Annotated in this window: 31 protein-coding genes, 1 rRNA gene and 1 pseudogene; 21 read left to right on the top strand and 12 right to left on the bottom strand. The window is 42.2% G+C overall.

Annotated features, from left to right (window positions below; all coding sequences use genetic code 11):
• Window positions 1-2: 2 nt before the first annotated feature.
• The 3 genes from MIS45_RS02840 to hscA all read right to left on the bottom strand — a co-directional run bounded on the left by MIS45_RS02840 (window position 3) and on the right by hscA (window position 3,852).
• Complete coding sequence (locus tag MIS45_RS02840) at window positions 3-674, bottom strand: MotA/TolQ/ExbB proton channel family protein (RefSeq protein ID WP_249450929.1); 672 nt, start codon at window positions 672-674, stop codon at window positions 3-5.
• A 44-nt stretch (window positions 675-718) separates the two neighbouring features.
• Window positions 719-1,639 carry a TonB family protein gene (locus MIS45_RS02835; protein WP_249450928.1) on the bottom strand — a complete coding sequence of 307 codons (921 nt, stop codon included), beginning with the start codon at window positions 1,637-1,639 and terminating at the stop codon, window positions 719-721.
• Between the two features lie 350 nt (window positions 1,640-1,989).
• Window positions 1,990-3,852, bottom strand: coding sequence for a Fe-S protein assembly chaperone HscA (gene hscA / locus MIS45_RS02830; RefSeq protein WP_249450927.1), 1,863 nt, complete (start codon window positions 3,850-3,852; stop codon window positions 1,990-1,992).
• A gap of 316 nt (window positions 3,853-4,168) precedes the next feature.
• Between hscA and MIS45_RS02825 the strand changes: the two genes are divergently transcribed.
• Both MIS45_RS02825 and MIS45_RS02820 read left to right on the top strand, forming a co-directional pair.
• Entirely contained in the window at window positions 4,169-4,426 is a 258-nt protein-coding gene (locus MIS45_RS02825) for a hypothetical protein (RefSeq protein ID WP_249450926.1), read from the top strand.
• Entirely contained in the window at window positions 4,374-5,003 is a 630-nt protein-coding gene (locus MIS45_RS02820; protein WP_249450925.1) for a substrate-binding periplasmic protein, read from the top strand. Before MIS45_RS02825 ends, MIS45_RS02820 begins: the two co-directional genes overlap by 53 nt.
• A 220-nt stretch (window positions 5,004-5,223) precedes the next feature.
• On the opposite strand, the gene MIS45_RS02815 is transcribed toward MIS45_RS02820, so the two are convergent.
• The 4 genes from MIS45_RS02815 to MIS45_RS02800 all read right to left on the bottom strand — a co-directional run bounded on the left by MIS45_RS02815 (window position 5,224) and on the right by MIS45_RS02800 (window position 7,831).
• Window positions 5,224-5,892 carry an O-methyltransferase gene (locus MIS45_RS02815; RefSeq protein ID WP_249450924.1) on the bottom strand — a complete coding sequence of 223 codons (669 nt, stop codon included), beginning with the start codon at window positions 5,890-5,892 and terminating at the stop codon, window positions 5,224-5,226.
• Between the two features lie 51 nt (window positions 5,893-5,943).
• On the bottom strand, window positions 5,944-6,132 hold the full coding sequence (locus MIS45_RS02810) for a DUF3460 family protein (RefSeq protein WP_249444526.1): 189 nt from the start codon (window positions 6,130-6,132) through the stop codon (window positions 5,944-5,946).
• Between the two features lie 52 nt (window positions 6,133-6,184).
• Window positions 6,185-7,210, bottom strand: coding sequence for a hypothetical protein (locus MIS45_RS02805; RefSeq protein WP_249450923.1), 1,026 nt, complete (start codon window positions 7,208-7,210; stop codon window positions 6,185-6,187).
• A gap of 300 nt (window positions 7,211-7,510) precedes the next feature.
• The gene (locus MIS45_RS02800) at window positions 7,511-7,831 is read right to left on the bottom strand and encodes a hypothetical protein (RefSeq protein ID WP_249443122.1); all 321 of its coding nucleotides are present in this window, start codon (window positions 7,829-7,831) and stop codon (window positions 7,511-7,513) included.
• 120 nt (window positions 7,832-7,951) lie between these two features.
• Between MIS45_RS02800 and MIS45_RS02795 the strand changes: the two genes are divergently transcribed.
• From MIS45_RS02795 to MIS45_RS02780, 4 genes are all read left to right on the top strand, one after another.
• Window positions 7,952-8,413, top strand: coding sequence for a low molecular weight protein-tyrosine-phosphatase (locus MIS45_RS02795; RefSeq protein WP_249450922.1), 462 nt, complete (start codon window positions 7,952-7,954; stop codon window positions 8,411-8,413).
• Window positions 8,414-8,485: 72 nt separating this feature from the next.
• On the top strand, window positions 8,486-9,259 hold the full coding sequence (gene surE / locus MIS45_RS02790) for a 5'/3'-nucleotidase SurE (RefSeq protein ID WP_249450921.1): 774 nt from the start codon (window positions 8,486-8,488) through the stop codon (window positions 9,257-9,259).
• 144 nt (window positions 9,260-9,403) lie between these two features.
• On the top strand, window positions 9,404-10,270 hold the full coding sequence (accD, locus tag MIS45_RS02785; RefSeq protein ID WP_249450920.1) for an acetyl-CoA carboxylase, carboxyltransferase subunit beta: 867 nt from the start codon (window positions 9,404-9,406) through the stop codon (window positions 10,268-10,270).
• 694 nt (window positions 10,271-10,964) lie between these two features.
• Entirely contained in the window at window positions 10,965-11,252 is a 288-nt protein-coding gene (locus tag MIS45_RS02780; RefSeq protein ID WP_249450919.1) for an SPOR domain-containing protein, read from the top strand.
• A 315-nt stretch (window positions 11,253-11,567) separates the two neighbouring features.
• Here the strand turns inward: MIS45_RS02780 and MIS45_RS02775 are convergent, their stop codons facing one another.
• On the bottom strand, window positions 11,568-12,515 hold the full coding sequence (locus tag MIS45_RS02775; RefSeq protein WP_249449102.1) for a peptidylprolyl isomerase: 948 nt from the start codon (window positions 12,513-12,515) through the stop codon (window positions 11,568-11,570).
• A 4-nt stretch (window positions 12,516-12,519) separates the two neighbouring features.
• Window positions 12,520-14,841, bottom strand: a complete 2,322-nt coding sequence (locus MIS45_RS02770; RefSeq protein ID WP_430472164.1) for an LPS-assembly protein LptD — start codon at window positions 14,839-14,841, stop codon at window positions 12,520-12,522.
• Between the two features lie 97 nt (window positions 14,842-14,938).
• Here MIS45_RS02770 and amgK point away from each other — a divergent pair, with 97 nt between their 5' ends.
• The 3 genes from amgK (at window position 14,939) to MIS45_RS02755 (ending at window position 16,896) form a co-directional block, all read left to right on the top strand.
• On the top strand, window positions 14,939-15,952 hold the full coding sequence (gene amgK, locus MIS45_RS02765; protein WP_249451325.1) for an N-acetylmuramate/N-acetylglucosamine kinase AmgK: 1,014 nt from the start codon (window positions 14,939-14,941) through the stop codon (window positions 15,950-15,952).
• Window positions 15,952-16,491 carry a hypothetical protein gene (locus MIS45_RS02760; RefSeq protein WP_249450918.1) on the top strand — a complete coding sequence of 180 codons (540 nt, stop codon included), beginning with the start codon at window positions 15,952-15,954 and terminating at the stop codon, window positions 16,489-16,491. Before amgK ends, MIS45_RS02760 begins: the two co-directional genes overlap by 1 nt.
• A gap of 75 nt (window positions 16,492-16,566) precedes the next feature.
• Window positions 16,567-16,896 (top strand): zinc ribbon domain-containing protein YjdM, encoded by a 330-nt coding sequence (locus MIS45_RS02755; RefSeq protein WP_249443115.1) that lies wholly within the window; start codon window positions 16,567-16,569, stop codon window positions 16,894-16,896.
• Window positions 16,897-17,161: 265 nt separating this feature from the next.
• On the opposite strand, the gene rpsT is transcribed toward MIS45_RS02755, so the two are convergent.
• Complete coding sequence (gene rpsT, locus MIS45_RS02750) at window positions 17,162-17,425, bottom strand: 30S ribosomal protein S20 (RefSeq protein ID WP_249444517.1); 264 nt, start codon at window positions 17,423-17,425, stop codon at window positions 17,162-17,164.
• A 240-nt stretch (window positions 17,426-17,665) separates the two neighbouring features.
• On the opposite strand from rpsT, the gene prmA reads away from it, so the two are divergent.
• The 12 genes from prmA to MIS45_RS02690 all read left to right on the top strand — a co-directional run bounded on the left by prmA (window position 17,666) and on the right by MIS45_RS02690 (window position 25,454).
• The gene (gene prmA / locus MIS45_RS02745; RefSeq protein ID WP_249450917.1) at window positions 17,666-18,553 is read left to right on the top strand and encodes a 50S ribosomal protein L11 methyltransferase; all 888 of its coding nucleotides are present in this window, start codon (window positions 17,666-17,668) and stop codon (window positions 18,551-18,553) included.
• Between the two features lie 43 nt (window positions 18,554-18,596).
• A complete protein-coding gene (locus MIS45_RS02740; RefSeq protein WP_249447250.1) occupies window positions 18,597-19,448 on the top strand; it encodes a hypothetical protein in 852 nt (283 codons plus the stop codon).
• Between the two features lie 88 nt (window positions 19,449-19,536).
• Window positions 19,537-19,779 carry an NGO_0222 family membrane protein gene (locus tag MIS45_RS02735; RefSeq protein ID WP_249443111.1) on the top strand — a complete coding sequence of 81 codons (243 nt, stop codon included), beginning with the start codon at window positions 19,537-19,539 and terminating at the stop codon, window positions 19,777-19,779.
• A 105-nt stretch (window positions 19,780-19,884) separates the two neighbouring features.
• The gene (eno, locus tag MIS45_RS02730) at window positions 19,885-21,171 is read left to right on the top strand and encodes a phosphopyruvate hydratase (protein WP_249450916.1); all 1,287 of its coding nucleotides are present in this window, start codon (window positions 19,885-19,887) and stop codon (window positions 21,169-21,171) included.
• 90 nt (window positions 21,172-21,261) lie between these two features.
• Window positions 21,262-21,540, top strand: a complete 279-nt coding sequence (locus MIS45_RS02725; protein ID WP_249444514.1) for an FtsB family cell division protein — start codon at window positions 21,262-21,264, stop codon at window positions 21,538-21,540.
• Window positions 21,541-21,740: 200 nt separating this feature from the next.
• Entirely contained in the window at window positions 21,741-22,211 is a 471-nt protein-coding gene (locus tag MIS45_RS02720) for a DUF2750 domain-containing protein (RefSeq protein WP_249443108.1), read from the top strand.
• A 26-nt stretch (window positions 22,212-22,237) separates the two neighbouring features.
• A complete protein-coding gene (locus MIS45_RS02715) occupies window positions 22,238-22,495 on the top strand; it encodes a spore coat-associated protein camelysin (RefSeq protein WP_249443107.1) in 258 nt (85 codons plus the stop codon).
• 66 nt (window positions 22,496-22,561) lie between these two features.
• Entirely contained in the window at window positions 22,562-22,774 is a 213-nt protein-coding gene (locus MIS45_RS02710) for a PspC domain-containing protein (protein ID WP_249443106.1), read from the top strand.
• Between the two features lie 159 nt (window positions 22,775-22,933).
• Window positions 22,934-23,821: a metal ABC transporter permease gene (locus MIS45_RS02705; protein ID WP_249443105.1), complete on the top strand. Its 888-nt coding sequence runs from the start codon at window positions 22,934-22,936 to the stop codon at window positions 23,819-23,821.
• 62 nt (window positions 23,822-23,883) lie between these two features.
• The gene (locus MIS45_RS02700; RefSeq protein ID WP_249443104.1) at window positions 23,884-24,135 is read left to right on the top strand and encodes a BolA family protein; all 252 of its coding nucleotides are present in this window, start codon (window positions 23,884-23,886) and stop codon (window positions 24,133-24,135) included.
• 174 nt (window positions 24,136-24,309) lie between these two features.
• On the top strand, window positions 24,310-25,212 hold the full coding sequence (locus MIS45_RS02695) for a tyrosine-type recombinase/integrase (protein ID WP_249450915.1): 903 nt from the start codon (window positions 24,310-24,312) through the stop codon (window positions 25,210-25,212).
• A 59-nt stretch (window positions 25,213-25,271) separates the two neighbouring features.
• Complete coding sequence (locus MIS45_RS02690) at window positions 25,272-25,454, top strand: hypothetical protein (RefSeq protein WP_249444511.1); 183 nt, start codon at window positions 25,272-25,274, stop codon at window positions 25,452-25,454.
• A 19-nt stretch (window positions 25,455-25,473) separates the two neighbouring features.
• On the opposite strand, the pseudogene MIS45_RS02685 reads toward MIS45_RS02690, so the two are convergent.
• Together MIS45_RS02685 and rrf are read right to left on the bottom strand one after the other, a co-directional pair.
• Window positions 25,474-26,316 (bottom strand): annotated as a pseudogene (locus MIS45_RS02685) (IS630 family transposase).
• Window positions 26,317-26,462: 146 nt separating this feature from the next.
• Window positions 26,463-26,574 (bottom strand): 5S ribosomal RNA (gene rrf, locus MIS45_RS02680).
• Between the last annotated feature and the right edge of the window lie 98 nt (window positions 26,575-26,672).

Below are 26,672 nucleotides of genomic sequence, written 5' to 3'. Positions count from 1 at the left end.
GATTATTCCTTATTGTTGTTGGTGCTGTTAATCAGTTGCACATGCCAATCGTGGGCAAAATTGTGTACAATACGCGCCATATTTTTGTTGGCACGATTGAAAAAATTGTATGCCAAAACAGCAGGAATTGCGGTAAATAAACCGATTGCGGTTGCCACTAATGCTTCGCCAATGGGACCTGATACCGCTGCAATACTGATTTGCCCACTGTTGCTGATATTAATCAAGGCACGGTAAATCCCCCAAACTGTTCCGAGCAAGCCAATAAATGGTGCGGTTGAGCCAATGGTTGCCAATGCCGTCATACCGCCTTCAAATTGACTCATCACTTTGCCCATGCTGTGGCGCAATTCGCGTTCTAAATAAGCATTACGCGGCAAACTGGCAGAAAGTAAATGGTGTTCGGTTGCATCAAAACGGCGTGTTGCCATGATGCCGTCTAATGCCAATGAACTAATGGGACAAGGTAAATTTTTGGCTTTTTGTTCTGCATCGGCTAAATTATTTGATGCCCAAATGATTTCTCGCGCTTGTTTATTAGCGGTTTTGGCTTGTTTCCATTTGATGCACCGAATAATGATGATGACCCATGATGCAATACTCATTGCAATCAAACTTAAAAATACGCCGATTAAAACCGCGTCTCCATGTTTAAAAACTAATCCTAAATTCATTTGTTGCTTTCTCTTAAAATTGGGTTTCAGGCAGCCTGAAAAAATTAATCGTATACTTTAAACGTGAATGAAGTGCTAAACCGAGTGGGAGCATCTTGTCCATCTACTTTGGCAAGACGATATTTTGCATTTCGCGCCGCACGTTTTGCTGCATTATCTAACACTGCTGAACCACTGGATTGGGTAACGCTAATTTCCTTGGAACCATCAAGTTTGACCAAAACGCTTAATTTGACAGTACCTTCATCTCCATCTGCATTGGCAGGATAAGGAGGGTTGGGCAAACCAATATAACCACCATTTTGAATCACGCTTCCAGAAGATTGTTTATTGCCGTTACCATTTGGATTTTTAACACCACTTCCCGTAGCATTCTTATCGCCACCTACGCCATTACTGGGTTTGGTACTATTGGGATTGCTGCCATTGCCATTTTCTTGACCATTGATATGGCGATTAGGATTATTATTTTTGCTACCCGAATCAGCCAAATTCTGCCCAGTAGATTTTTCAGGCTGTGTTGTATTGGGTTGTGCAGGTGTTTCCACAGGTTTGGACTGTTCAATCGGTTTTGGTTTTTCCACTACTGGTTGTGGTACAGGTTTTTCAGGCTGTGTTATATCTGCAGGTTTATCATTGCGTACCACAGCCTGAACTTTTGGTGTTTCTATGGTTTTTGGAGATTCTGGTTTAACGACTTTTTCTATTGGTTTAGGTGGTGTGATTTTTTCAGGCTGTGGTTTAGGTGGCTCAGGTTCTGCCTTGTTTTCCAAAGGTGCAGGTGCACCATCGGCAGCAGGTTGGTCATCACCTAAAAGAGAACCAATGTCCACAACTGTTAAATTATCCACTTCAACAATTTCAGGCGGCTTACTCGCATGCCACGTCAGCGCAATAATGCCTGCATGCAATAAAGTAACCGCCAATGTAGTGGTAATTTTGAGAAGAGAGTCGTTGTTTTTCATGAGTGTAATTTTAATGCAAATTATTCTTGTTTGGCAAAAGAATTTTGTTGATTTATGTATTACCTCATGTTTTTATGGTTTTAGTTTTTTGTAAGATTGGAACTTTTACCAAACGATGTAGATTTTATCTTACCCTTGCATCTATAGTCGTAGAAATGAAAATACAGTACAAGGCGACAACGCCCGCCGTGTACGAATAGTACATAAGGGCGTTGGCAACGCCGTACTGCTTTTTCAGTTCTGCGACTATATAGTGAATTCAATTTAAACCAGTACACAATAAAAAAGGGTAGATATGAAATCTACCCTTACAAATTGAATTTTGTACAAGTTTCAGGCTGCCTGAATACTCAAACATTCAAATCTGCTACATTTTGTCCTTGCAACATGCGCTGAATGTTTCTGTCCATGCGTTTGGCGGCGAAATCGTCTGTGGCGTGTGAAAGTTCATGCACCAAAGCGCGAATTTGCTCCGCCGTGTGATTGGGCAAACTGGCGTTCAGCTTGTCAATCAAGGCATTGATTTTGCTGATTTCATCTACGCTCAACAAATCGCTGTCCAACAGTAAGGCTGCCTGAATGGCGGCGATTAAACCTTCTGCTTCCACTTTGGCTTCGGCACGAGCGCGGGCAATCGCGTCATCTTTGGCATTGCTCATGCTGTCGCGCAACATTTGCATAATCGTGTCATCGTCCAAACCGTAGGACGGCTTTACTTCAATTTGGGCTTGTACGCCAGTCGTTTGTTCACGCGCGGACACGGACAACAAACCGTCCGCGTCCACCTGAAAGGTAACGCGAATGCGCGCCGCGCCCGCCACCATAGGCGGAATGCCGCGCAATGTGAATTTCGCCAAACTGCGGCAGTCTGAAACCAACTCACGTTCGCCTTGCACCACATGAATGGTCATCGCGGTTTGTCCGTCTTTGAAAGTGGTAAATTCTTGGGCGCGCGCTGTGGGCAAAGTGGAATTACGCGGAATGATTTTTTCAGCCAGCCCGCCATAAGTTTCCAAGCCCAAAGAAAGCGGTGTTACGTCCAACAGCAGCCATTCGCCGTCATTTTTGTTGCCTGCCAACACGTTGGCTTGCATGGCTGCGCCCAATGCCACCACTTCATCGGGGTTCAAATTGTTGAGTGGCGTTTGCCCGAAAAATGCGCCAACCGCTTGTTGAACGTGCAACATGCGCGTTGCGCCGCCGACCATAATCACGCCTTTGATGTCGGATTTGCCCACACCAGCGTCTTTCAAGGCTTGCTTGACTGGCTCAATGGTTTTGGCAACCAAATGTTGGGTCAGCGCGTGAAATTCGGCGCGTGTAATCACGGTGTTGATGACTTTGCCGTCATGCAATTCGGTTTGCAAAGTCGTTTCAGGCTGCTTGCTCAATGTTTCTTTGGCTTGACGCACCAAACCGAGCAAGAGTTGCACATCGCGCTCATCGGTCAAAGACAGTTGATTTTTCTCAACAATGTGGCAGAACAAACGGTGGTCAAAATCATCGCCGCCCAAAGCGGAATTGCCGCCCGTCGCTTTCACTTCAAACAAGCCTTTGGAAAGCTGCAACACGGACACATCAAACGTGCCGCCGCCCAAATCGTACACGACAAACGTGCCTTCCGCCGCGTTGTCCAAACCGTAGGCAATGGCGGCGGCGGTCGGCTCATTCAGCAAACGCAACACGTTCAAACCTGCCAAACGCGCCGCGTCTTTGGTGGCTTGGCGTTGCGCGTCATCAAAATAGGCTGGCACGGTAATCACTGCGCCCACCAAATCGCCACCCAAAGATTGCTCAGCGCGTTCTTTCAACACGCGCAAAATGTCGGCGGACACGTCAATCGGTGTTTTCAAGCCGTTTTTTGTTTGCAATTCAATGATTTTGTCGGACGCGCCAAAGCGGTAGGACAAATGTGCCGTGTCAATTTCAGGCAGCGTGCGCCCGATTAAGCGTTTGGCGGAAGAAATCGTGTTTTGTGGGTCAAGTTTTTGTTGCGACAAGGCGGCCTTGCCCACCACCCGCTCATCGTTGCCCAAATAACGCACCACAGACGGCACGGACACAGCGCCCGTTTCATCAGGCAAACACGTTGCCGCTCCACTTTTGACGGTCGCCACCAAGCTGTTGGTTGTGCCCAAATCAATGCCCACAGCCAAACGATGTTGGTGGGGCGCGGCGGACATATTCGGTTCGGCAATTTGCAATAAAGCCATGATATATGTTTTCCTTCATTTTGTTATTTTGATGGTGTTATTTTAACATATTAGTTGAGTAAGTTTGTCGGAATAGCAATAGGCAGCCTGAAAACGAGATGGGATTGTAAAACACGAAGCTTTTCAAAGATTTCAGGCTGCCTTTTATAAGACTACTGTGTAATAAAAACAACAATCATTATTTAATTATCCTTTATGTATCAATACGATAATCTCAAACCTAATTTTTGCAATATTGATATATATCAATATTCTTCACTTTCCGTTTAGAATAACCATTCCACTTTTAGAAACCCCAAAATTATAAGGAGTTATCATGACTAAATCTTGGATTCTTGCACCTATGGTGGCAGTTGTTTTAAGTGCATGTGGTGGCGGGGAAAGTCAGCCAGTTGCATCAAACACTCCTGCGACAACGACATCTGAAAATGGTGTAACTTATCGTGTTGCCATTGAGGAAACTTATCCTCCATTTGTGCAATCATGCCCTACTTGCCCAAATGGTGCAGAAGGTTTTGACATTGAATTTGTTAAATGCAATTGCTCAAAAAGAAGGCTTTCAGCTAACTTATAAACCTGTATTGTGGGAAGGTATTTTTGATTTACCTGAAAATGGTGGAACAGATATTATTGCGGGTGGCTTATCAGTTACTGATGAACGCAAAACCAAAGTAGACTTTACCGACTCCTACTATGAAACATCAACTGTTTTAGCTGTACCACAAAGTTCATCTATTCAATCATTTGCTGACGCAAAAGGCAAAAAAGTAGCTTATCAAGTGAATACATCTATGGTAGATACTTTGCGTAATAAAGTAGGCGAACCAGCCAAAGACTTGGGGTTTGATAGTGCATGGCTGACTATTAAAAGCGTAATGGCTAAACAAAGTGATGCCGCGATTGGACACTCTGGGTCATTCCATTATTTTGTTACACAATACAAAGATGAGGGCTTGCGTTTGGTTTATGATGATACTTTGCCAAAAGAGCCTAGTGCCTTTGCTATTAAAAAAGGCAATACTGAATTATTGGAAAAATTGAATCGTGGACTGGCTGCAGTTAAAGCTGATGGCACATGGGACAAACTAAAAGATAAATGGTTAGGTGATAAGCCTCATGTTCATTCTGATTCTGAATCACATACACATTAAACAATAAATTATAAAGGCAGCCTGAAACCTTTCAGGCTGCAACCCTTACAAAACTCAATCAAAATGATAGGTCGGATTCTTGAATTCGACCTTTCTTATATTGAACAACCATTTGTTTTATAGTGGATTCAATTTAAATCAGAACAAGGCAACAGCGACCGCCGTGTACACCTAGTGCCGATAACGCTGTATGTGTTAATTTCCAACGACTATAAAAACACTATTTTTTTATGATTAAAGTCAATCCATCTCCTAAAGGCAGCGTGAGCGGTATGATGCGGTCATCGTGTGGCAGATGGGCGTTGAAATCACGCAAAATCGCGTGGCTGGCTGGGCTGTGGTCGTTAACATCGTTGATGATGCGTCCATTGAGTAAAATATTGTCTATCGCTATCAAGCCGCCACTGCGAACCAGTTTCAGGCAGCGTTCAAAATAATGTGGCGTGGGTGGTTTGTCGGCATCAATAAACGCCATATCAAATGTGTTGGCTGAGCCGTTTGCCAGCATTTCGTCCATTGTGATGATGGCGGGTTGCAGATGCAAGGTAATTTTGTGGGCGATGCCTGCGCGTTGCCAATTTTGTCGGGCGATGTCGGTAAACGTTACGTTGATGTCGCAACAAGTCAATCGTGCGTTATCGGGCAGCGCGAGTGCCATTGCGGTACTGCTGTATCCTGTGAATGTGCCGATTTCCAGATAATTTTCTACGCGCATCAGCCGTGCCAGCCATGTGAGCAAGGCGGCTTGTTCGGGTGCAATCGCCATTTTGCCAAGACGATGATGTTCAGTATCTTGGCGCATTTGAGCGAGAATCGGGTGTTCGGGTTCGCTGATTTGACGCAGATAATCCAATAATTGCGGGGTAAATGATGGCGCGTGAACAGTCATAATTTTTATATATGATATTTTCAGGCTGCCATAAAAGGCAGCCTGAAAACGTTAATCGGGTTGATAAGTATAAGGTTTTTTGGCAACCGCAGCCGCTTTGAAACCTGCTTGTTCGTCAGCATCTAGCTTGACGTCCCACAATAATTGTCGGTTAGCAAGGCGTTCGGCTTCCAATTCGGGATTTTGTTGCAGCAATTCATTGAGTAATTTGGTCGCATCGGATTGGTATTTATCGTACATTATGTGTCCTTATTGATGAAAAAAATGTTTCAGGCTGCCTGAAAGCATAATTTTAATGCAAAACTGGGGTAACAAACATTAAATCCAATTGATTTTGATAATATTGGTTGCCATTGCGTTCGTCAAAATCGCGTGCCAAATTGCGTGCGGCTTCCAATGCTTCTTCGTTAAACGGTGCGACTGCAATCAAATATTGCAAATAGTGGAAATGATTGTTTTGCGCGGCTTCTACGATGTCGTGGCTAAATTCGTCCAATAATTCTTCAGCTTGTTCGCGATTTTCTAAGCGGACAGACAGTTGAATCAGTTGTGGTATGAGCCATAAAAAATGTTCGCTGGATTTTGTGATTAAATCAACCGCGTCTTGCAAAACGGCTTGGGCTTCACTGAATTTGCCGATTTGTATCAAACTATTGATGATGCTGGGATAGGTAATGTGTGGGACTTCGCCACAGGTCATTTCGCCTGAAATAATGGGGGCGGCAAGCTCGGCGGCGCGTTGATAATCGCCGATAAAGTGATAATAATCTATCAAGGTACTTTGTTCGCAGGCTTCGCAATCGTTCATATCGTCTTTGTCGGCGGCTTGCCATTGGGCAAAGTGTTTGCGTGCGGCTTCGGCATCTCCTGTTAGCATGGCAATGTCTAATTGTGCTTTATCCACCATCGCAGTGCTAAATTCAAAATCTTCGTATACATGCTGCATAAATTCAATGGCTTCATCAAAATCTTGACGTGTTTCGCCAATGTCTTGTGGCAGTATGCCAATTATCCATTTCAGTTTCCACAAACCGCCTAATAAGGCATGGATGCTTTTGTCTTCGTGTTCGCTATTGTCTTCGCTGTTGCGCCATTCATTCATGTGGTGAATGATGAGCCATTTTAGACAATGCAGTTGCCAACCGCGTGAAAAAGCATGGTTGCTCAAATCGTCATCGGAAACCACATAATTGGCTATATCAATGGCAGTGGCGGTATCTTGGGCGTCCATTGCAGCGTTAAATTGTGCAATGGTGGCTTGTTGGCGTTCACGGGTATTCAAGGCATTGAGTTTTTTAGGAGAAAATGCGCTGGTCATAATGGGCTTTCTGTATTGGGTTTGATAGAGTCGTTTCAAATTAACACAAACACGACGACAGCGACCGCCGTGTATAAGTCGTACATCGTGAGCTAGCAACTCTGTATGTGTTAATCTCAGACAACTATAATATTCAAATAGGATTTCAGGCTGCCTATTGTACAGGCAGCCTGAAACATTTGCAAAATTCGGTCTATAAATTGCAACACCTTGATATAGTTAATTATCTTGCACACAGAATAGTTGCTTAATGACAAATCCCTATGTTCATATTCATATAATGAGGAACCCGTATTAATCTTAAATCCCGCGTGGCAACAAACCAGATGTATCCAAATTATCCTGCACCACGTCCACACGCAAAATCTCAGGCGATTTTAAACGCGCACCAAATTGATAATGCACCACTTCGCGCCCTTTGGTTTGCACATGCAACATCAAATCAAACTCCGAAAAATACGCAATATGCAGCGTCATGCCCAACCATTCGCCTTGTTCATTTTGCTCAAATTCGCCGCCTTGTTCCAGTTGAAATTCTGAGCCATGCACCACAATCGGAAACACACCAGCATCGTTCTTTTCCACAACATTTAAAGCAATAAAACCACCAATTGCACCCATGATACGCTCCCAAAAATTGGGTATTGTAGCCGAAATTGGCAGCCTGCACACGCATTTTCAGGCTGCCTGATACAAACAAAACAGTTAAAATAGCCCCCTATTTTATTCAGGAAACAAAAAATGCAGAAAATCCTATTTATTTGTTTAGGCAATATTTGTCGCTCGCCAATGGCAGAATATATTTTCCGCGACCAAGCCAGCAAACACGGTTTAGCGGTAGAAGTCGCCAGCGCAGGAACATCAGGCTGGCACAATGGCGAATTTATGCATTGTGGCACAGCCGATATTTTGGACGGCATGGGCATTGATACACACAGTTTTATCAGCAGCCAAGTACCCAAAAATGCCATGCAAATCTATGATTATTTAATCGTTATGGACAACAATAATTTGCGCAACATGGAAAAACAATTTGGTAGGCAGCCTGAAAAACTGTTTAAAATTACCGATTTGTTGCCTGAACATTCAGCGTATGACCATGTCCCAGACCCTTGGTATACAGGCAATTTTGTCGAAACGCGTGATATTTTGACCGAATGTTGCACGATATTGGTAGAACGCTTGTTGCGAAAAAACATTTAGACAAATATTTAAAAAATATAATTTAATTATCTTTCAGGCAGCCTGAAAACCCATTTTATTTGAAAGAAAAATATGAATATCTTGATTTCCAACGATGACGGTTATTTATCACAAGGAATAGCCATGTTAGCACGCATTGCCAGTGAATTTGCCAATGTGCGCGTAGTGGCACCTGAACGCGACCGCAGCGGTGTCAGCAATTCGCTCACGCTTGACCGTCCTTTGCGTATTCGTGCAGCCGAAAACGGCTTTTACTATGTCAGCGGCACGCCCACCGATTGTATTCATTTGGGTTTGCACGCCCTATCCGATTTTAAACCCGATTTGGTTTTGTCAGGCATCAATCACGGTGCCAATATGGGCGATGATACGCTGTATTCTGGCACGGTTGCCGCCGCCACCGAAGCCTATTTAATGGGCATTCCAGCCGTTGCTTTTTCGCTGAATCATCATCAATTTAGTAAATACGCTGACACCGTTGAACAAGCCGTTTGGCAAATTGTAGCGCATTTAATCCAACAACCGCCCACCGCACCGATTTTGTGGAATGTGAATATTCCTGCGGTTTCGCCCGAAATGTTGCGTGGACACCGAATCACACGTTTGGGTCGCCGTCATCATGTGCAAAGCATCGTACATGCCACCAATCCACGCGGCGAAGATATTTATTGGATTGGCGCAGTAGGAGAAGTAGCAGATAATGAAGAAGGAACAGATTTTGCCGCATGCGAATCAGGTTTTGTCAGCATCACGCCTTTGCAAATTGATTTAACCGCCTACAATCAGTTGAATGATTTACAACAATTTTGGCAAAATTTGTCCGTAAAATCAGATAAGGCAGCCTGAAAACACATCGCACAAGAAAAAATCGCCGTAAACATTGCCAAGTTGCACAATAATGGCTATATTGCGCGATTGATTTATTTAGAATATTTTTTCAGGCTGCCTGATAAATATGCAGCCTGAAACCTGTACAGCAAGGAATAGCTCATGAGCTGGTTAGACAAAATTCTCCCCCCAAAAATCAAGAAAAATGACGCTAAATCAGGCATACCAGAAGGTTTATGGCGTAAATGTTCTGCGTGTGGCACGACACAATACGCCACCGAAGTTGCCCAAAATTATCAAGTTTGCCCCAAATGCGGACACCACGAAGCCTTAACAGCGCGTGAACGCTTGGATTTGTTATTGGATGCAAACGCGCGTGAAGAAATCGCTGCCCATGTCAAACCCACCGATGTGTTGAAATTTAAGGACAGCAAGAAATATCCCGACCGTTTATCTGCGGCGCGTAAGGTAACGGGCGAAGACGATGCTTTGGTGGTGATGAAAGGCGAAATGCACGGCGTGCCTGTGGTGGTTGCGGCATTTGAATTTCGGTTTATTGGCGGCTCAATGGGTTCGGTTGTGGGAGAGCGTTTTGTGCAAGGCATACGCCGCGCTGTTGCCGATGATTGCGCGTTTATTTGTGTTGCTGCATCGGGAGGTGCGCGTATGCAAGAAGGCGTGAACTCTTTGATGCAAATGACAAAAACCAGTGCAGCTTTGCATTTGCTCAATGAAAAAGGTTTGCCATTTATTTCGGTTTTAACCGACCCAACGATGGGTGGTGTATCGGCAAGTTTTGCATTTTTGGGCGATGTGGTTTTGGCAGAACCCAATGCATTGGTTGGTTTTGCAGGCCCACGTGTGATTGAGCAAACGGTGCGCGAAACTTTGCCCGAAGGTTTCCAACGCGCTGAATTTTTGTTAGCCAAAGGAGCGATTGACCAAATTATTGACCGCCGTGAGATGAAAAACCGCATTGTTCAGTTGATTACATTGTTGCGTAGACAAAACAGTATTCAGGCAGCCTGAAATTTTTGTCTGTTACATCACATGAGCAACCAGCGCTCAAAATAAAATAAAATCCATATTAAACAAATATCTATAGAAATATTTATCCCAAATTTGTGTTAAAATAAGGCAGCCTGAAACAATATTTTGTTTCAGGCTGCCTTTATTGGTATAAACTTTGCTTATCTATCGTTGGTTAAAATAAAAATAATACAATGTTGTCAGCTCTCTTAATGTATTAGCTGTACACGGCGGTCACTATCGCCTTGTCTTATTTTTATTTTATAGCGAATTCAATTTAAACCAGTACAGCGTTGCCAGCCTCCTTATGTACTACTCGCTGTTGCCTTACCCTGATTTAAATTGAATCAACTATAACTGCCTGAAGCCTTTGCAAAACTCAAAATTATAGGTCGAATTCTTGAATCCGATATTTCCCATACTTTACAAATATTTGTTTTTATTTAAAATTTACTAATGTAAGTATCAGGCCTACGATTTTTCAGGCTGCCTGAATAGGTTTTGCAAAGGTTTCAGCCTGTGTTCATAATCTTAATAGCTTGCTTTTATTACCACTTCATGCGACTACTGCGTCATTTTTTTAAGCCAATAGTCCCAGTATTGACTTAAAAATCCGCCTTGTATTCGCAAGAGTTATCAATAAAATCAAGCTCCCAATCTTACGAACACAGGTTATTAGATTTTAGGGAAAATAATGATGAAAAAATACCTTTTTGCGTGGATATTGGGAATGGGTTTTAGCATAGCAAATGCGCAAGATGTGGTTATTCAAGTAGGTGCGTTTGCGGATTTGAGTTTAGCGAAACAACAAGCCGAAAAAGTGCGCGCGATGAATGTGCCAGTTAGAATTTATGCTTTGCGTATGAAAAATGATACACGCTTATATCGCGTGCGAACTGCACCCATTATGCGTGAAAAAGCAATACCGATTGCGAATCGCTTGCGCCAAAATAAAGTTGAAGTGATTTTAGTACCACGATAATTTTTCAGGCGGAAACCTTATTTATTTTGATTCAAAAATTGTCAGATACCTGTATCTAATCTGCGAGTTTTCAGAACCTGTGTTCGTAAGATTGATAGCTTGATTTTATAGTGAATTCACTAAACCAGTACAGCGTTGCCAACGCCTTATGTACTAGATGTACACGGCGGATTTTCATGCTGATAGTAGTTCTATCGGTATGAAAATCCAACGCAGTGGGCGCATGAAGTGGCGATAAAAGCAAGCTATTAAGATTATGAGCACAGGTTTTCAGGCTGCCTTATCACAGAAGACCACCTGAAAACTTTTTATTTATTAATACTCACGCAAAACAGCACTTTGTTGCAACTGTTCCAAGAATTGTGCTTGATTTTCTTGCTGTGCTTGTCTCACCAACATACGGCGCACGGCTTCGCGTTGCATTTTTTCGGGATTGGTTTCCGTGCGTTTCTCTAAAAATTGTACAATTTGCCATGTATTGCCTGCACGCAATGGTACGGTGGCTTGGGTAGGTTGCAGTTGATGCAACAATTCTTCTACATTTTCAGGCAGCATCATATCGGTAATATCATCGTGTAAACCGCCATTGGCTGCTTGGGGTTCTTGTGAATAACGTTTTGCCATTGTGGCAAAATCGCTACCGTGTGCAATGGCATTGGCAATTTGTTGTAAACGCTGACCAATTCCATCCATATTTTCTTGGCTATCAGCATGCAAAATAATGCGGCGAATAGTGTAAACGGTGTACGGTTCACCCGCTGGTAGGTTTTGTCCGCTTTTTAATGCATCATCAATTTGATTCTGTGTGATTTTGACCTCGCTATTCAAATTGCTCATCATGTGTTCAATCAGCAAATCTTTTGCAACTTCCAAACGATACGCGCCTCGACGATAGCCATTGGCAGCCGCTTGCGCATATAAAGCAGAAACGGTGGTATTTTCAGCTTTGGCGCGGCGTGCCAGTTCAACATCAATCATTTCCTGTGGCACTTTCAAGCCTTGTTGTTTTGCCGCACCTGCCAATAGAGCGCGTTCCAATAAACGTGTTTTGGCAGCCTGAACCAGTTGTTCTCGCGGAATATCTTTGTTGCGTCCGCTTAATTCTTGAGTTAAACGTTCAATATCACGATAAGTGATAATGGAGCCATTTACTTCAAAAGCAATGCTGTTTAATGGTTTGATGTTGTTTACATCAGCAGCAGAGGCAGCCTGAAAAGCCAGTCCCAACGTCATAATGGTGGCGAATGTGCGAATAGAAGTCATGTGATTACCTCGTAAATAAGATATTGTTTTTGTTACTGTTTACATCGTTTGTTTTAGTGTACCCTGGAATACTCAAGCGTAACGTTTCGTATGGATTATTACCAATATTGCTCAAATCTTTCAGTTGCAACGTGAAGAAGAACGCCGTTTTGTGTTTATTCAACGCGCTGATGTACCGTTGTCCAACGAAACTAGCACTCCAACAACCACAAGGATTGCGGTATTCAAAACCCAATGTTTGTTCTAGCACTGCGCGTGGCGAAATGCTGTAATCCAATCGCCCAACTGCATATAAATTGGGGGTAATTGGCCATTGTGCGCCAATGTCAATGTGGCGCAATTTATCATAAAAACCAGAATAAATTTCCTCGTTTCGCCCTGATTTAAAACGAACGCTAACCACTTTTCCTGCCTCGGGATTATAGCGAACACCCAAATCTAAATTTTCGGTTTTGCGACTACTTTCATTCCAATGCCAATGCGCATCTGCCCACCAATTTGATGCAACGCGACCGCCAGCAAATGCAACAAAATCACTGCGACTGCGCGGATGTTGCCCAATCGTACCGTTAAGCAACACATTATCATCGGTAAAATAATATTTCTGTCCCATGCCAGCACGGAAAAATTCTTCGCCCGAAAATCTGTCTAAAATGCGCGTTTGCAAACCTGTGGACAAACTATTACTAGAATTGATGCGGTCGTGTCCTGTGTAGATATTTTCGCGGAATAGTTGGTCATAACTGAAATTGCTGTTGGCAATGGTATCAAACACAGGCAAGTCGTTTTGAGATTTGCTGGGTATATAATTGTAAAATAAGCGTGGTTCTAGCGTTTGCACAAACCGTTTGCCACCGAACAGATTCATCAACGAAGTTTCGCGTTCTAGTGTGATGCCACTATCTACATTGATAATCGGCAAAATACGCGAAGCATTGCGGCTTTTCAGGCTGCCATATTCATCCAAAGCATAACGTGTGGCGTGTACACCAATTTTGGGACGCACATAACCCCATTGATTGTGAAAATCCCATTTGATGCTAGGATAAACAATGGCGCGAATACCATTTTGTTTACTATCGTGCTCAAAACGTGTGATTTGTGTCCACACGTCTAAATTACCATTACCAATTTGCTTGTTCCAGTTGGCAGATAAACGCGGCAAAATAGCATACGGTTCATCTTTATTGCCATTGGCATCACGCAAAGTTTGATGTTTTTGTACCAATAATTGTGCGGATAAAGTTTCACCAAATAGTAGTGTGTTGTAATTGAGCCATGCTTTGCGGTCAAGATTCACATTTTCTGCAATTTCATTGCGTCCAGAAAAATCTTGGTAATAATAATCATCCGATGCTTGATTAAAATCCACACCACCTGATAATTCATTGGTAAATTGATGATTGTGTTTGATATTCACGCTATAACGATTATTACGCTTACGTTCTCTATCATGTGGCATATAATTGGCATTCAGGCTGCCTGAATATTTGGGTTGTTTGTAGCGAAATTCACCTGCCAAAGTTGCACCTCGGTCGGCAATGAACCCTGGTGCAACAGTTGCATCATAATTGGGCGCAAGATTCATGTAATACGGCAACTCAACTTGCAAACCATCCGAACCTGTTTTGACTGTTGGCACCAAAAAACCACTTTTGCGATTACCGTCAATCGGAAAATCTACCCAAGGTGCGTACAATATCGGCACACCACCAAATACCAATTTCGCGTGTTCCGCCACGCCAATTCCCGTATCATTATTGGCTTTTAATGAGGCAGCCTGAATATACCAAGATTTATCACCAGGGTTACAGGTATTAAATTTTACATCTTGAATTTTATAATTCTTCTTATTCTCCATTACAATATGACCGCCCACACCCTGTAAACGGCGACCTTCGTGATTGGCTTCAAATTCCGCATTTTCTGCCGAGCCTTGACTATTTTTCAAATCATAATGCAGTTTTTCACCCTCCACCGTTTGACCATCAGCACGAGTCAGCTTAAATTTATCGCCAGCAACCACCGTTTCTGTTTGCTGGTCATAATCCACCCATTCTGCGTTCAAAACTTCATCATTGCGCTCAACAATCACATCACCTTCAGCACGATGACGTACATTGGTTTGCCCCAAAGCTTTGTCGGACACGATGCGTGTAACATCTTGTCCCAATTTGGGTTCGCCACTTTTTTTCGCAGGCGCAACCGCATGTGTTTTGGTTTGTTGCGTATTAGGTTCATGACACAAAGCAGGCGCATCTTCGCTCCACGTGTCCGAAGCGGCTGACACGCTGCCTGAAAAAGCCAATCCCAATGCCATTACCATGGGTTTACTTACAAATAAACGAGACAAAATCACACCTTGCAACAGATTGAAGTTAAAATAACGCACATTTTAACCGAAAACCGCGCAACACAATATGATTGAACGAGAAACCTTATTAAAAAACTGGTTGGCAAGCGTGTATCCCAACCAAAATTTTGAATTATCCTTTGCCGCAGCCGATGCCGATTTCCGCCGCTATTTTCGCGCCACATTTGTCGATGGTAGCAGCGTGATTTGCATGGACGCGCCACCCGAAAAAATGCGCGAAAGTGTCTCCAATTATTTGAAAGTACGCGATTTATTTTCGCATTTGAATGTCCCCACCGTGCTGGCAAAAGATTTGGAACACGGTTTTGTCGTGCTGAATGATTTAGGCGATGTGCAATATCTCAAAGCCATGTTGCTGCACCCCAACGATTTAGCCGCACACAAAGCCTTGTTGTTGGAAGCGATTGACACGCTAATTGAATTACAACAAGCCAGTCAGCCCAATCAATTACCCGAATACGACCACGCCACTTTATTACGCGAAATCAATCTGTTTCCAGAATGGTTTGTCGCCAAAGAATTGGGGCGCGAGTTAAATTTTGCCCAACGCAAATTATGGCAACAAACCATTGATGTTTTGCTGCCTGAAATTGAAAAACAGCCCAAAGTTTATGTCCATCGTGATTTCATCGTCCGCAATTTAATGCTGACCAACGACCGCCCTGGTGTTTTAGATTTCCAAGACGCGCTTTATGGTGCTATCACTTACGATTTAGTTTCTCTATTACGCGATGCGTTTATTGAATGGGAAGAAGAATTTGTGCTGGATTTGGTGATTCGTTATTGGGAAAAAGCACGCGCTGCCAAATTGCCCGTGCCAGAACAATTTGACGAATTTTATCGCTGGTTTGAATACATGGGCGTGCAGCGACATTTGAAAGTAGCAGGGATTTTTGCGCGATTATGGTATCGTGATGGCAAAGACAAATATCGCCCCGAAATCCCACGTTTTTTAAATTATTTGCGTCGCACATCGCGCCGTTATGTGGAATTGGCACCTTTGTACCAATTATTATTGGAATTGGTGGGCGATGAAGAATTGCAAACAGGATACACATTCTGATGAAAAAAACAAATATTGTGCCACATCGCAGCAATCGCCAAATTGCCGAGCCACTTGCGCCATCTATCCCTGTGATTTTGGTTGCGCTCTCCGCAGGCATGATTGAACTGATAAATATTGCTTCACGCGAAAGTTTTAAAATGCCGACCACTTTGCGAGTCGGTTCTGCTAACGATTTGATGAAACAATGCCCATTTTCGCATCATCGCGTAGTGATTGATGATGAGACTTCAGCGGCAGAAATTTTTCAGGCTGCCTTAAAAAACAGCAATCTGGTAGATAGAAATAAACCGACAATCTTTGTAATTCGTCCACAAAGTATGTTTGTAGCAGATTTGGCGAAAACCGAATTGGTTTTACTGATAAATATGGTAGAAGCGGCAGGTTATGCCATTGCTGATATTCAATTCTTTTTAAAAGATAAAATTGATGAAGACGATTGGGCGTATCTGGAAAGCCTGCAAATAAGCGATATTGTTTTCCCAGATAATCGTAGCAAAATGGGGAAACTGCGCCGCTGGTTTAGCCAAAATTTATAATACCCAATTTTTCAGGCTGCCTATTGATAAGGCAGCCTGAAAAATTCTTTTTTAATATTTAAACAAGGAAAAATAATGACTTATCCAAATTGCCCACAATGCCATTCCAATTTAACCTATCATGATGGCAGCCAATTAGTTTGTCCAGAATGCGCTCACGAATGGCAGGAAACCGAAGTTGTTACCGAAGAAATCACGGTAGTCAAAGATGCCAATGGCACACCATTATCTAATGGTGATACTGTTGTTTTAATTAAAGATTTGAAAGTAAAAGGCAGCAGTATGGTAATTAAGCAAGGTACCAAAGTAAAAGGCATTCGCTTGCAAGAAGGCGACCATAATATTGGTTGCAAAATTGATGGAACACCAATGAATTTAAAATCTGAATTTGTGAAAAAAGCATAAGCACCAATCCTTACAAATGGATTAAATCGCATTACAAAAAAATACCAAAAATATTTTAGCAAAAATTTTCATAGTCATTGCAAATTAATGCAAACAAGGCGACAGCAACTGCCGTGTACAAGTCGTACATAAGAGAGCTGGAAACACTGTTTGTGTTAATTTCAAAAGGCTATAATCTGTCGGTTTTTTTTACCACTCCATGCTTGTAGATATAATAAAAACCCCTACCACTTGATTGAGATAGGGGTTTTTATCAGCAAAATAATTAAGCCATTGCTTTAACTTTTGCAGACAAACGGCTTTTATGACGTGCTGCTTTGTTTTTGTGGAACACGCCTTTATCAGCGATGCGATCCAAAACTTTAGTAGATTGACGGAACACTTCTTGTGCAGCCGCTTTATCACCTGCTTCAACAGCTTTCAATACTTTTTTCACAGCTGTACGAAATGCAGTACGCAAGCTAGCGTTGTGAGCGCGGTTTTTCAAAGATTGACGGGCGCGTTTGCGTGCTTGTGCGCTATTTGCCATAAATATTACTCCTGAATGGGGATAGATGAATTTGTAAAAACGAGCTATTTTAAACACTAAACCTACGAATGGCAAGCCATTTTTATGTTTACTAATGCTTTTCAGGCTGCCTTTTGATGCAGATAAATAAGCAGCCTGAAAATAGGCAGCCTGAAAATCCAAATCATCTTGTTAAAATTCAACAAATCCGCAAAAAAATGTTAAAATGCGCCACTTTATCTTCCAATATATTATTTGATTATGTCTTACCAGCAAGCCAGTATCCCTGTAAAAGAAGAAATTGCCGAACCTTTTTCCGATGCCTTAATGAGTTACGGTGCACTTTCCACCGCGATTGAAGATGCCTTTGCTGGCACAGACAATGAACAGCCTATTTTTGGTGAACCCGATATGCCTCAACAACAACTTTGGCAAGAAAGTGTGATTGTGGCATTGTTTGACGAACAGGCTGATGTGGCAAGTATTATTGCAGATGCCGCCGCTGAAATTGGCTTAACTCAGCCGGAATACACGTTGGATGCTTTGGAAGAACAAGACTGGGTACGTTTAACCCAATCACAATTTGACCCAATTAAAATTTCCGACCGCCTGTGGATTACACCAACATGGCACGATACGCCCGATTCTGATGCCATTAATTTGCGTTTAGACCCCGGTTTAGCATTCGGTACAGGCAGCCATCCAACTACACATTTATGCTTACAGTGGCTGGACAATCATATTCAAGGTGGTGAAAGCGTATTGGATTACGGCTGCGGTTCAGGTATTTTAGCCATTGCTGCTTTAAAAATAGGCGCAAGTAACGCAACAGGTGTAGATATTGACCCACAAGCCATCAAAGCCAGCAACGATAATGCCCAACAAAATCATGTTCAGGCTGCCTTTTACCAGCCAAAAGAATTACCAGAAGGACAATTTGACATTGTCGTTGCCAATATTTTAGCCAATCCTTTACGTCTATTGGGCGAAATACTGGCAGGACGTACCAAAACAGGCGGACGCATTGTTTTATCAGGTATTTTAGCAGAACAAATTGATGAAATGAGCGAAATTTATGCGCAATGGTTTGACCTTGCACCTGCTGTTACTGATAATGGCTGGGCGTGTTTAAGTGGTGTAAAGCGCTGAATGCGAACACAAATTCAAATCAGGATTTTAGAGACACAAGATTATGAGTGAAATTAAAGTAAGTTGCCCCGAATGCAAGAATTCTTTACTGTTAAATACAGAAATTTTGAATCAAACAAAAGGACGTGCATCATGCCCTTCTTGTGGCTTCGTGTTTCATTTAGTTAAAAAAGCAAAAAAGAAACCTGTTGCATCCACTGAAAAACCACGTCCAGAAGCACCAGAACCTACGCCACGTCGTGAATCTGCCAATACTCCGCGCCCAAATGATGCTTTAATGTTTGAAGAAGTAGATGATAATCCTCCACTCATACCAGATGTAGATGATTCTCTGAAAAACATGTTTGATGATTTTGCTGATTTAGATGATGATGGCGTTAACTCTACACCATCCCAACCAGCAGAAGAAAAACCACGCAATCCTTTATATAAAACCGTTTCAGAATTAAGCAGCCTGAAAACACAGCAACAACCTTTATCTTATCGCATTCCTAAAGCGCAAAATGTGGCACAAATGTTTGCTGATGCCACTGCTGCACAAGGACAACCTTTTGCTTTTACTTTACTAGACCGTGATAGCGTAGCTTCACAATTACCACAAGTAACAGTCAAAGAAAAGGCAGATGATGACAATCAATCCTCAGAATTACGCCAAGATGGGCAACAAAATAATATTACGATTCATACAGATAGTTTAGTTTTTACACTTTTGGGCGATGGTCAAAACACGACTTCCGTGAATAACACTCAACCCGATTCTGCTACGCAAACAGCAACACAGACCCAAATGCAACCCGTTGCAGTAACCAATGAAATGAATTGGACAATCGCTACACTTTCCGCATTGATTGTATTAATTGTGCAACTGTTTTACTGGGTAATGATGATGATGTAAACAATACAAAATAAAGCGTTTCATGTAGCTTTCAGGCTGCCTGAAACGCTTTTTCATAATTTTAACTATTGACAACAAGATAATCGCCATGAGCAAACGCAATGTTTTTTTGACCCTAACCCTATTGTTTTCCTTATTATTTATTGCACTCATTACCGCAGGCAGTTATCTTATTTCCTTGAAAACGCAGCCTGAAAAACAATTTGGTATTGCTGCTTTTTTATTTGCCTTTGCCAGCGCATTGGGGCAAATGGGTAGTTTCGCTCTATTCATTCGTTGCGTAGCACGAGAAAAAGCTAACAAAATCATTGAACTGAAAGCTAAAAAATAATTTTCAGGCTGCCTTTTATTGAATTTTGCCCACCAAAGTTCACAAACACGTTATAATCCTACATCTTAATCTTCCCACATTAATTTTCTCACTACGGAGCAAAGCATGAGCGCAATTATTGATATTTTCGCCCGTGAAATTTTGGATTCACGCGGTAACCCAACTGTTGAATGTGATGTATTATTGGAAAGTGGCGTGATGGGTCGCGCAGCTGTACCAAGCGGTGCATCTACTGGTCAAAAAGAAGCCTTGGAATTGCGCGATGGCGACAAATCTCGTTATTTGGGCAAAGGCGTATTAAAAGCGGTTGAACATGTGAACAACGAAATCGCCAGCGCCTTGATTGGTATTGATGCCTCTGAACAAGCCTATATTGACCAAATCATGCTGGATTTGGACGGCACAGAAAATAAAGGTAATTTGGGTGCGAATGCAACTTTGGCAGTTTCTTTGGCAGTAGCACGTGCCGCAGCAGAAGATGCTGGTTTGCCTTTGTATCGTTATTTGGGTGGTGCAGGTCCAATGGCTTTGCCTGTTCCTATGATGAACGTGATTAACGGTGGCGAACACGCAAACAATAGCTTGAATATTCAAGAATTTATGATTATGCCTGTGGGTGCAGAAAGTTTCCGCGAAGCTTTGCGTTGTGGCGCAGAAATCTTCCACGCCTTGAAAAAATTGTGCGACAGCAAAGGTTTCCCAACAACGGTGGGCGATGAAGGTGGTTTTGCACCCAATTTGAACAGCCATGAAGAAGCTTTGCAATTGATGGTTGAAGCCACTGAAAAAGCAGGTTACAAAGCAGGCGAAGATGTTTTGTTTGCCATGGACTGCGCATCTAGCGAATTCTACAAAGATGGTAAATATCATTTGGAAGCCGAAGGTAAAGCATATACCAGCAAAGAATTTGCTGAATATTTGGCAGGTTTGGTCGCTAAATACCCTATCATTTCCATTGAAGATGGTATGGATGAAAACGACTGGGCAGGTTGGAAATATCTGACTGAAAAACTGGGCGGTAAAGTTCAATTGGTAGGTGATGACTTATTTGTTACCAATCCAAAAATCTTGGCACAAGGTATTGAACAAGGCGTAGCAAACGCATTGTTGGTTAAAGTGAACCAAATCGGTACATTGAGCGAAACATTGAGCGCAGTAGATTTGGCAAAACGTAATTGCTACACTAGCGTAATGAGCCATCGTTCAGGTGAGACCGAAGACAGCACCATTGCTGACTTGGCAGTTGCAACGAACTGTATGCAAATCAAAACAGGTTCATTGAGCCGTTCAGACCGCATGGCGAAATACAATCAATTATTGCGCATTGAAGAAGAGTTGGGTTCTGCAGCTTACTACCCTGGCAAAAAAGCATTTTATCAACTGAAAAAATAATCAACTGATTTGATTATTTGAATAGGCAGCCTGAAAATATCCGAATAAATTTTCAGGCTGCCCTATCTAGATAAATTAAAAGATAACAAAATGAAATGGATAACATGGGCTATGGTATTAGCATTATGTAGTTTGCAATACCAAATTTGGATACACCAAGGTGGAGGTTTGCGTCTGCAATATGCAAAAATGCAAGCACAAGCGGATGCCATTAAACAACAAAATGAAACCTTACGCCTACAAAATGCTGTACTTCGTGCCGAAGTGAATGATTTACAAAATGGGTTTGAAGCCTTATCAGAAATCGCTCGCACCGAAATGCATTATATTGAAGAAGGCGAAACATTTTACACTTTACGTCCTCAATAAACACCAAGTCGTTATTACAACAACTTGGTGTTTTTTGTTATGATGCTATTTATTTTTCAGGCAGCCTGAAAATATGGTGAAGTAAAATAAAAAAGATGCAAGGCAACCACGCTCGCCGTGTACAAATAGTACATAAGGGCGTGGACAACGAAGCAGATTTCTGATTTTAATTTACTATAACCTACCCTGTGGAGACTATCATGCAAGAAACCGACATTGACCCACGCTATACTCATTTTATCCAACACACCGTTCGTACACGTTTGGTATATTCTTTGCAAGACCGCGAAGATTTTTTCGCCGAATGTCCATCGGAGGAATATTATGACGAACTAGGGCAACCAATTGCCGTTTGGTGTTTTTGGAACAGCGAAACTGATGCACTCGCTTGCCAACAAGAAGAATGGGAAAATTTTGCACTCGCAACGTTTTCTTTGGACGAATTTATGAATGAAATTTTATTGGATATGGACGCAGATGCTAAATTAGTTGGCGTGGCATTTGATAAAGATTTGTTTGGCACAGAAATTGAACCTATTGATTTATTATCAGATTTGCTAGACGAAATTACCGCACAAGGTCTAACGCACGAATTTGAACAATTTGACGAACTACAACGTTATCGTCAAGAATGGCTTGCTGCCATGGATACACCTACTATTATTCACTAAACTTTTTTCAAACAAGCAGCCTGAAAATGAAACCTTTACTGATTTTATCCACCTTATTGATACTCGGTGGTTGTGTCTATGCCGAAAGCCCCGATGGTCGTTTTGCCGCGCTGGATTTACCCATGCAAACGCAAACTACTGTCCATAAAACTGTAACCGTAAACGCACCTGCTGGCACAATTGTGAACATCAGCGAACCCACTCCACCTACCGTTATCATCCGCGAATATCCACGCAGAGAGTGCTATTACGACCATTATTATCAGCGGCGGATTTGTCGTTAAAATCATTGAAATTCCAACTTTCATCTCCATATACGCATCATCAACCCCACTTTGGAGAATCATCACATGGCAAGATTAGTTAAGCTGCATCGTTCTTATCAGCATCGCATGATTGCTGGTGTAATGGGCGGTTTTGCCGAATATTTAGGCTGGTCGCCCACCATGTTACGTCTACTATTCGTCATTATTTCCTGTGCCAGCGTTGCTGTTCCTGGTATTCTCGTTTATTTGATATTATGGATTATGATGCCTAATGCTCGCGAAGACTCTTATTGTTAAATAGGCAGCCTGAAACGCCATATCACACAAAAATAAACCATATTTTCAAAAAACACACGCAAACATCAGATAACACAATTAAATTTAATGTTATTCTGTAACAAAGGCAGCCTGAAACGGTATAATCCACCTTTTCAGGCTGCCTTTTCATTTTAAACCATGTCTTTATACGAATACCTTATTGCCCCATTTACCGAATTTTCTTTTATGCGATACGCATTGGCGTCAGTCGTATTCCTTGCCCTATCCGCATCACTGGTAGGCGTATTTCTCGTCATGCGCCGCATGAGCTTAATCGGCGATGCATTGAGCCACGCCGTTTTACCAGGTGCAGCGATTGGCTACATGATTGCAGGTTTAAGTTTACCCGCCATGAGTTTAGGCGGTTTTATCGCAGGTATGTTAATGGCGTTTTTTGCAGGCTTGGTCAGCCGTTTCACCGAATTAAAAGAAGATGCCAACTTCGCCGCATTTTATTTGAGCAGCTTGGCAATCGGCGTGATTTTAGTCAGCTTGGGCAGCAACAGTGTAGAATTATTACATTTGCTGTTCGGCTCGGTTTTAGCAGTAGATTTGACTTCATTGCGATTGATGGGCGGTGTCGCCAGTTTAACCATCATCGCGCTGGCAATCATGTTCCGCCCCTTGATGATGGAAAGCATAGACCCCTTATTTTTACGCGCCGTTAATGGACGTGGCGGCTTGTGGCACGTTGCCTTTTTGGTGTTGGTGGTGATGAATTTAGTGGCAGGATTTCAAGCACTTGGCACATTAATGTCGGTTGGTTTGATGATGTTGCCCGCCATTTCCGCACGATTATGGGTACGCAATATGGGCGCATTAATGTTTGTCTCCGCATTAGGCGCGTTAATTTGCGGTTATGCAGGATTATTGCTGTCCTATCATCATCCAGCCAATATTCCATCAGGCCCAACCATTATTTTATTTTGCGGCGTATGGTATTTGATTTCCATCTTATTTGGCATCAATAGTGGCATAGTCATGCGCTTGTTACGCAAAAAACACCATAAAATACAAGCAAGCTAATCCAAAAGCAGCCTGAAAATGTTAAAATCTGCGTTTATTTTATTTTGAAAGACACAAAAACCATGTTATCCCCCGAACAAGTCAAAGAACTGATTGCCGCCGTAACCCCTTGTGAACACATTGAAGTGGAAGGCGATGGACATCATTTTTTCGCCAAAATTATTTCGTCATCATTTGAAGGCAAAGCACGTTTAGCGCGCCATCGCCTGATTAAAGATGGCTTGGCAGAAAAATTAGCCAGCAATGAATTACACGCGCTGTCTATCAGCGTTGCCGCCACACCAAGCGAATGGGCAGCCAAACAACAAGCATAAACCCAATTTCAGGCAGCCTTACAATACACGACACAAATCTTTAATATTATCTGAAATTTGCCCCCTCACCCGCTGACGGGGGAGGGAACAGATTCGTGGTTATTTCAAAAAATTGTCGTGTAATGTAAGGCAGCCTGAAAACCTTTCAGGCTGCCTTTTATCTTAATTTTTATCATGTCTAACCACCCTTTTTTAACACATCTTGCTGCCTATCTTACCGAGCAAAAACAACGCCAACGTTCGCCACACACCCTACTCGCCTACGAAAACGATTTACGCGAACTTACCACATTATTACCTGCCACCGAGCAGCCCACACGCCACGATTTCACCGCCGCACTCAAACAACTGTCGCAACGCGGTGTCAGCGCAGCCACCTTATCACGCAAATGTTCCGCATGGCGGCAATATTGCGCCTATTTACAACGCATAGGCAGCCTGAAAAACAATCCAACTCAACATCTTAAAGCCCCGAAAATCCCCCAACGTTTGCCTCGTGCCATAGACCAAGAAACGTTGAACATCGCACTCAATCAAATGCCCGATTCGCCAAAATTATTGGATTTACGCGACCAAGCGGTCGTAGAATTATTTTACGGCAGTGGTTTACGTTTAGCCGAATTATGCAGCCTGAATCTGGACAATATTTTCTTGACAAATGGCTGGCTCAACGTCATCGGCAAAGGGCGCAAACAACGCCAAGTACCGCTGACACAAAAAAGCATCATCGCATTGCAAAACTGGCTGGCGGTGCGTCCCGCTGCCGAAAATGAAACTGCCTTGTTTACCACACAACATGGACAGCGCATCGGCAGCCGCCAAATCGCCAAACGGCTGGAAAGATGGGCGCCGCAACACAATAATCTGCAACACATCAGCCCACATATGTTGCGCCACAGCTTTGCAGGACATTTGCTGCAAGCATCGCAAGATTTACGCGCCGTACAAGATTTGCTGGGACACGAAAATTTATCCAGCACACAAATCTACACCAAATTGGATTTTGACCATTTGGCACAAGTGTACGACCAAACACACCCACGTGCACATCGCCAAACGGATGATGATATCGATTAAAACTACAAGCAAAATCAGTTATAATCTATATTTATTTGATAATTTTTAGAAAGAAAACCATGAAACAAATTGCTATCCTACTTACTGCCATATTATTAGGTGCATGCAACAAAGCTGACAAAGCCAGCGATGCAGCCGCTGCACAAATTAATCAAATCAAAGATAAAGCTGTAGAACGTGCAGATAAAGTAAAAGATAATATGAATAAAACAGGTAAACAAATTGAGGAAAATGAAGAGTAAATAAATAAACAAAATATAGTCAGTTAAAATAAGAATAGGACACTAACGTATCAGTAAAATGCCTTCCACAAGGTAACATGGTTCGCATATATCTCTTAATGTTTGCCCATGTTTGTTCTATGGGATTAAGCTTTGGTGAATAAGGCGCAAGCGGCAAAATTTTATGCCCCCATTTGTGCGCCATTTCACGCAAAATACCCATACGATGAAATCGTGCATTATCTAAAATAATGACAGATTTCTTATTTCTACAGGTAACATTGCTCAAACCATGTTTCAAAAAAAGCACTGGTCATTGTGTTTTGATAAATCATTGGTGCAATCAGTTTATTGCCGATTTGTGCGGCAACAAGCGATAAACGTTGGTACTTTTTACCACTGATTTGGGCTTTGATGACCTGTCCCTTTGGACTACGCGCATAAGGACGAAACAAGTAAGTATCAAATCCTGTTTCATCCAAATAAACATGCTGATAATCAAAAAATTCAGCCAGTTGATTTAAATAATGCTTTACTTTATTTAGGTCTTGTTCTTTGTATGTGGTGGTCTTTTTTTACGCGTGATACCCATTCTTTTGAGTGCATAAAAAATGGCTGATTTTGAACAATGAAAATGTTCAGCTATTTCATATAAATAAGCATCAGGGTGTTGTTGCACATATTCAGCCAATTTTTGACTGTTTAATTTATTGGCATTTTGTCCCTTTACTTGATGATTTAAGCTGCCTGTTTGCTCTTTTAAGCGTATCCATAGGTAGAGTGTATTTCTGGATATTTGGTAAGCTTGGGAAACTTTACTGATATTTTTGCATTGTTCATAATAATTTAATGCTTTATTTCGCAGTTCAGTTGAATGTTGAATGTGCCATTTTTAAATCCTAGAAAATAGGGTATTGTACTATTTTATTTTGAATTGACTATAATTGATTTCCACTCTGACAAATTACTTCATACTGATAAAAAGATAAACCCCCTAGCACTATGTGAGCTAGGGGGTTAGGATTAAGAGTTTGGCGATGACCTACTTTCGCATAGGGACTATACTATCATCGGCGCTAGTTCGTTTCACTGTCCTGTTCGAGATGGGAAGGAGTGGTGCCAAACCGCTATGGTCGCCAAACATAAACTGTCAAACTGGAAAGCCTTTATCTTTGGTATTTGTTTTTGGTGATGACTGAGTCATCAGTAAGCTTTATTTTCATTTTTGTTTACTTTGAT

The organism is Wielerella bovis (genome assembly GCF_022354465.1).
In the GTDB taxonomy this organism is placed as follows: Bacteria; Pseudomonadota; Gammaproteobacteria; order Burkholderiales; family Neisseriaceae; genus Wielerella; species Wielerella bovis.
The sequence above is the reverse complement of the archived record's forward strand: the minus strand, read 5'-3'. Positions and strand labels throughout refer to the sequence as shown.

What these genes read in the sequence shown, in the direction of transcription:
- MIS45_RS02840 (WP_249450929.1), bottom strand. Translation starts at nt 674, where the DNA reads ATGAATTTAGGATTAGTTTTTAAACATGGAGACGCGGTTTTAATCGGC.
- MIS45_RS02835 (WP_249450928.1), bottom strand. Translation starts at nt 1,639, where the DNA reads ATGAAAAACAACGACTCTCTTCTCAAAATTACCACTACATTGGCGGTT.
- hscA (WP_249450927.1), bottom strand. Translation starts at nt 3,852, where the DNA reads ATGGCTTTATTGCAAATTGCCGAACCGAATATGTCCGCCGCGCCCCAC.
- MIS45_RS02825 (WP_249450926.1), top strand. Translation starts at nt 4,169, where the DNA reads ATGACTAAATCTTGGATTCTTGCACCTATGGTGGCAGTTGTTTTAAGT.
- MIS45_RS02815 (WP_249450924.1), bottom strand. Translation starts at nt 5,892, where the DNA reads ATGACTGTTCACGCGCCATCATTTACCCCGCAATTATTGGATTATCTG.
- MIS45_RS02810 (WP_249444526.1), bottom strand. Translation starts at nt 6,132, where the DNA reads ATGTACGATAAATACCAATCCGATGCGACCAAATTACTCAATGAATTG.
- MIS45_RS02805 (WP_249450923.1), bottom strand. Translation starts at nt 7,210, where the DNA reads ATGACCAGCGCATTTTCTCCTAAAAAACTCAATGCCTTGAATACCCGT.
- MIS45_RS02800 (WP_249443122.1), bottom strand. Translation starts at nt 7,831, where the DNA reads ATGGGTGCAATTGGTGGTTTTATTGCTTTAAATGTTGTGGAAAAGAAC.
- MIS45_RS02795 (WP_249450922.1), top strand. Translation starts at nt 7,952, where the DNA reads ATGCAGAAAATCCTATTTATTTGTTTAGGCAATATTTGTCGCTCGCCA.
- surE (WP_249450921.1), top strand. Translation starts at nt 8,486, where the DNA reads ATGAATATCTTGATTTCCAACGATGACGGTTATTTATCACAAGGAATA.
- accD (WP_249450920.1), top strand. Translation starts at nt 9,404, where the DNA reads ATGAGCTGGTTAGACAAAATTCTCCCCCCAAAAATCAAGAAAAATGAC.
- MIS45_RS02780 (WP_249450919.1), top strand. Translation starts at nt 10,965, where the DNA reads ATGATGAAAAAATACCTTTTTGCGTGGATATTGGGAATGGGTTTTAGC.
- MIS45_RS02775 (WP_249449102.1), bottom strand. Translation starts at nt 12,515, where the DNA reads ATGACTTCTATTCGCACATTCGCCACCATTATGACGTTGGGACTGGCT.
- MIS45_RS02770 (WP_430472164.1), bottom strand. Translation starts at nt 14,841, where the DNA reads ATGGTAATGGCATTGGGATTGGCTTTTTCAGGCAGCGTGTCAGCCGCT.
- MIS45_RS02760 (WP_249450918.1), top strand. Translation starts at nt 15,952, where the DNA reads ATGAAAAAAACAAATATTGTGCCACATCGCAGCAATCGCCAAATTGCC.
- MIS45_RS02755 (WP_249443115.1), top strand. Translation starts at nt 16,567, where the DNA reads ATGACTTATCCAAATTGCCCACAATGCCATTCCAATTTAACCTATCAT.
- rpsT (WP_249444517.1), bottom strand. Translation starts at nt 17,425, where the DNA reads ATGGCAAATAGCGCACAAGCACGCAAACGCGCCCGTCAATCTTTGAAA.
- prmA (WP_249450917.1), top strand. Translation starts at nt 17,666, where the DNA reads ATGTCTTACCAGCAAGCCAGTATCCCTGTAAAAGAAGAAATTGCCGAA.
- MIS45_RS02740 (WP_249447250.1), top strand. Translation starts at nt 18,597, where the DNA reads ATGAGTGAAATTAAAGTAAGTTGCCCCGAATGCAAGAATTCTTTACTG.
- MIS45_RS02735 (WP_249443111.1), top strand. Translation starts at nt 19,537, where the DNA reads ATGAGCAAACGCAATGTTTTTTTGACCCTAACCCTATTGTTTTCCTTA.
- eno (WP_249450916.1), top strand. Translation starts at nt 19,885, where the DNA reads ATGAGCGCAATTATTGATATTTTCGCCCGTGAAATTTTGGATTCACGC.
- MIS45_RS02725 (WP_249444514.1), top strand. Translation starts at nt 21,262, where the DNA reads ATGAAATGGATAACATGGGCTATGGTATTAGCATTATGTAGTTTGCAA.
- MIS45_RS02720 (WP_249443108.1), top strand. Translation starts at nt 21,741, where the DNA reads ATGCAAGAAACCGACATTGACCCACGCTATACTCATTTTATCCAACAC.
- MIS45_RS02715 (WP_249443107.1), top strand. Translation starts at nt 22,238, where the DNA reads ATGAAACCTTTACTGATTTTATCCACCTTATTGATACTCGGTGGTTGT.
- MIS45_RS02710 (WP_249443106.1), top strand. Translation starts at nt 22,562, where the DNA reads ATGGCAAGATTAGTTAAGCTGCATCGTTCTTATCAGCATCGCATGATT.
- MIS45_RS02705 (WP_249443105.1), top strand. Translation starts at nt 22,934, where the DNA reads ATGTCTTTATACGAATACCTTATTGCCCCATTTACCGAATTTTCTTTT.
- MIS45_RS02700 (WP_249443104.1), top strand. Translation starts at nt 23,884, where the DNA reads ATGTTATCCCCCGAACAAGTCAAAGAACTGATTGCCGCCGTAACCCCT.
- MIS45_RS02695 (WP_249450915.1), top strand. Translation starts at nt 24,310, where the DNA reads ATGTCTAACCACCCTTTTTTAACACATCTTGCTGCCTATCTTACCGAG.
- MIS45_RS02690 (WP_249444511.1), top strand. Translation starts at nt 25,272, where the DNA reads ATGAAACAAATTGCTATCCTACTTACTGCCATATTATTAGGTGCATGC.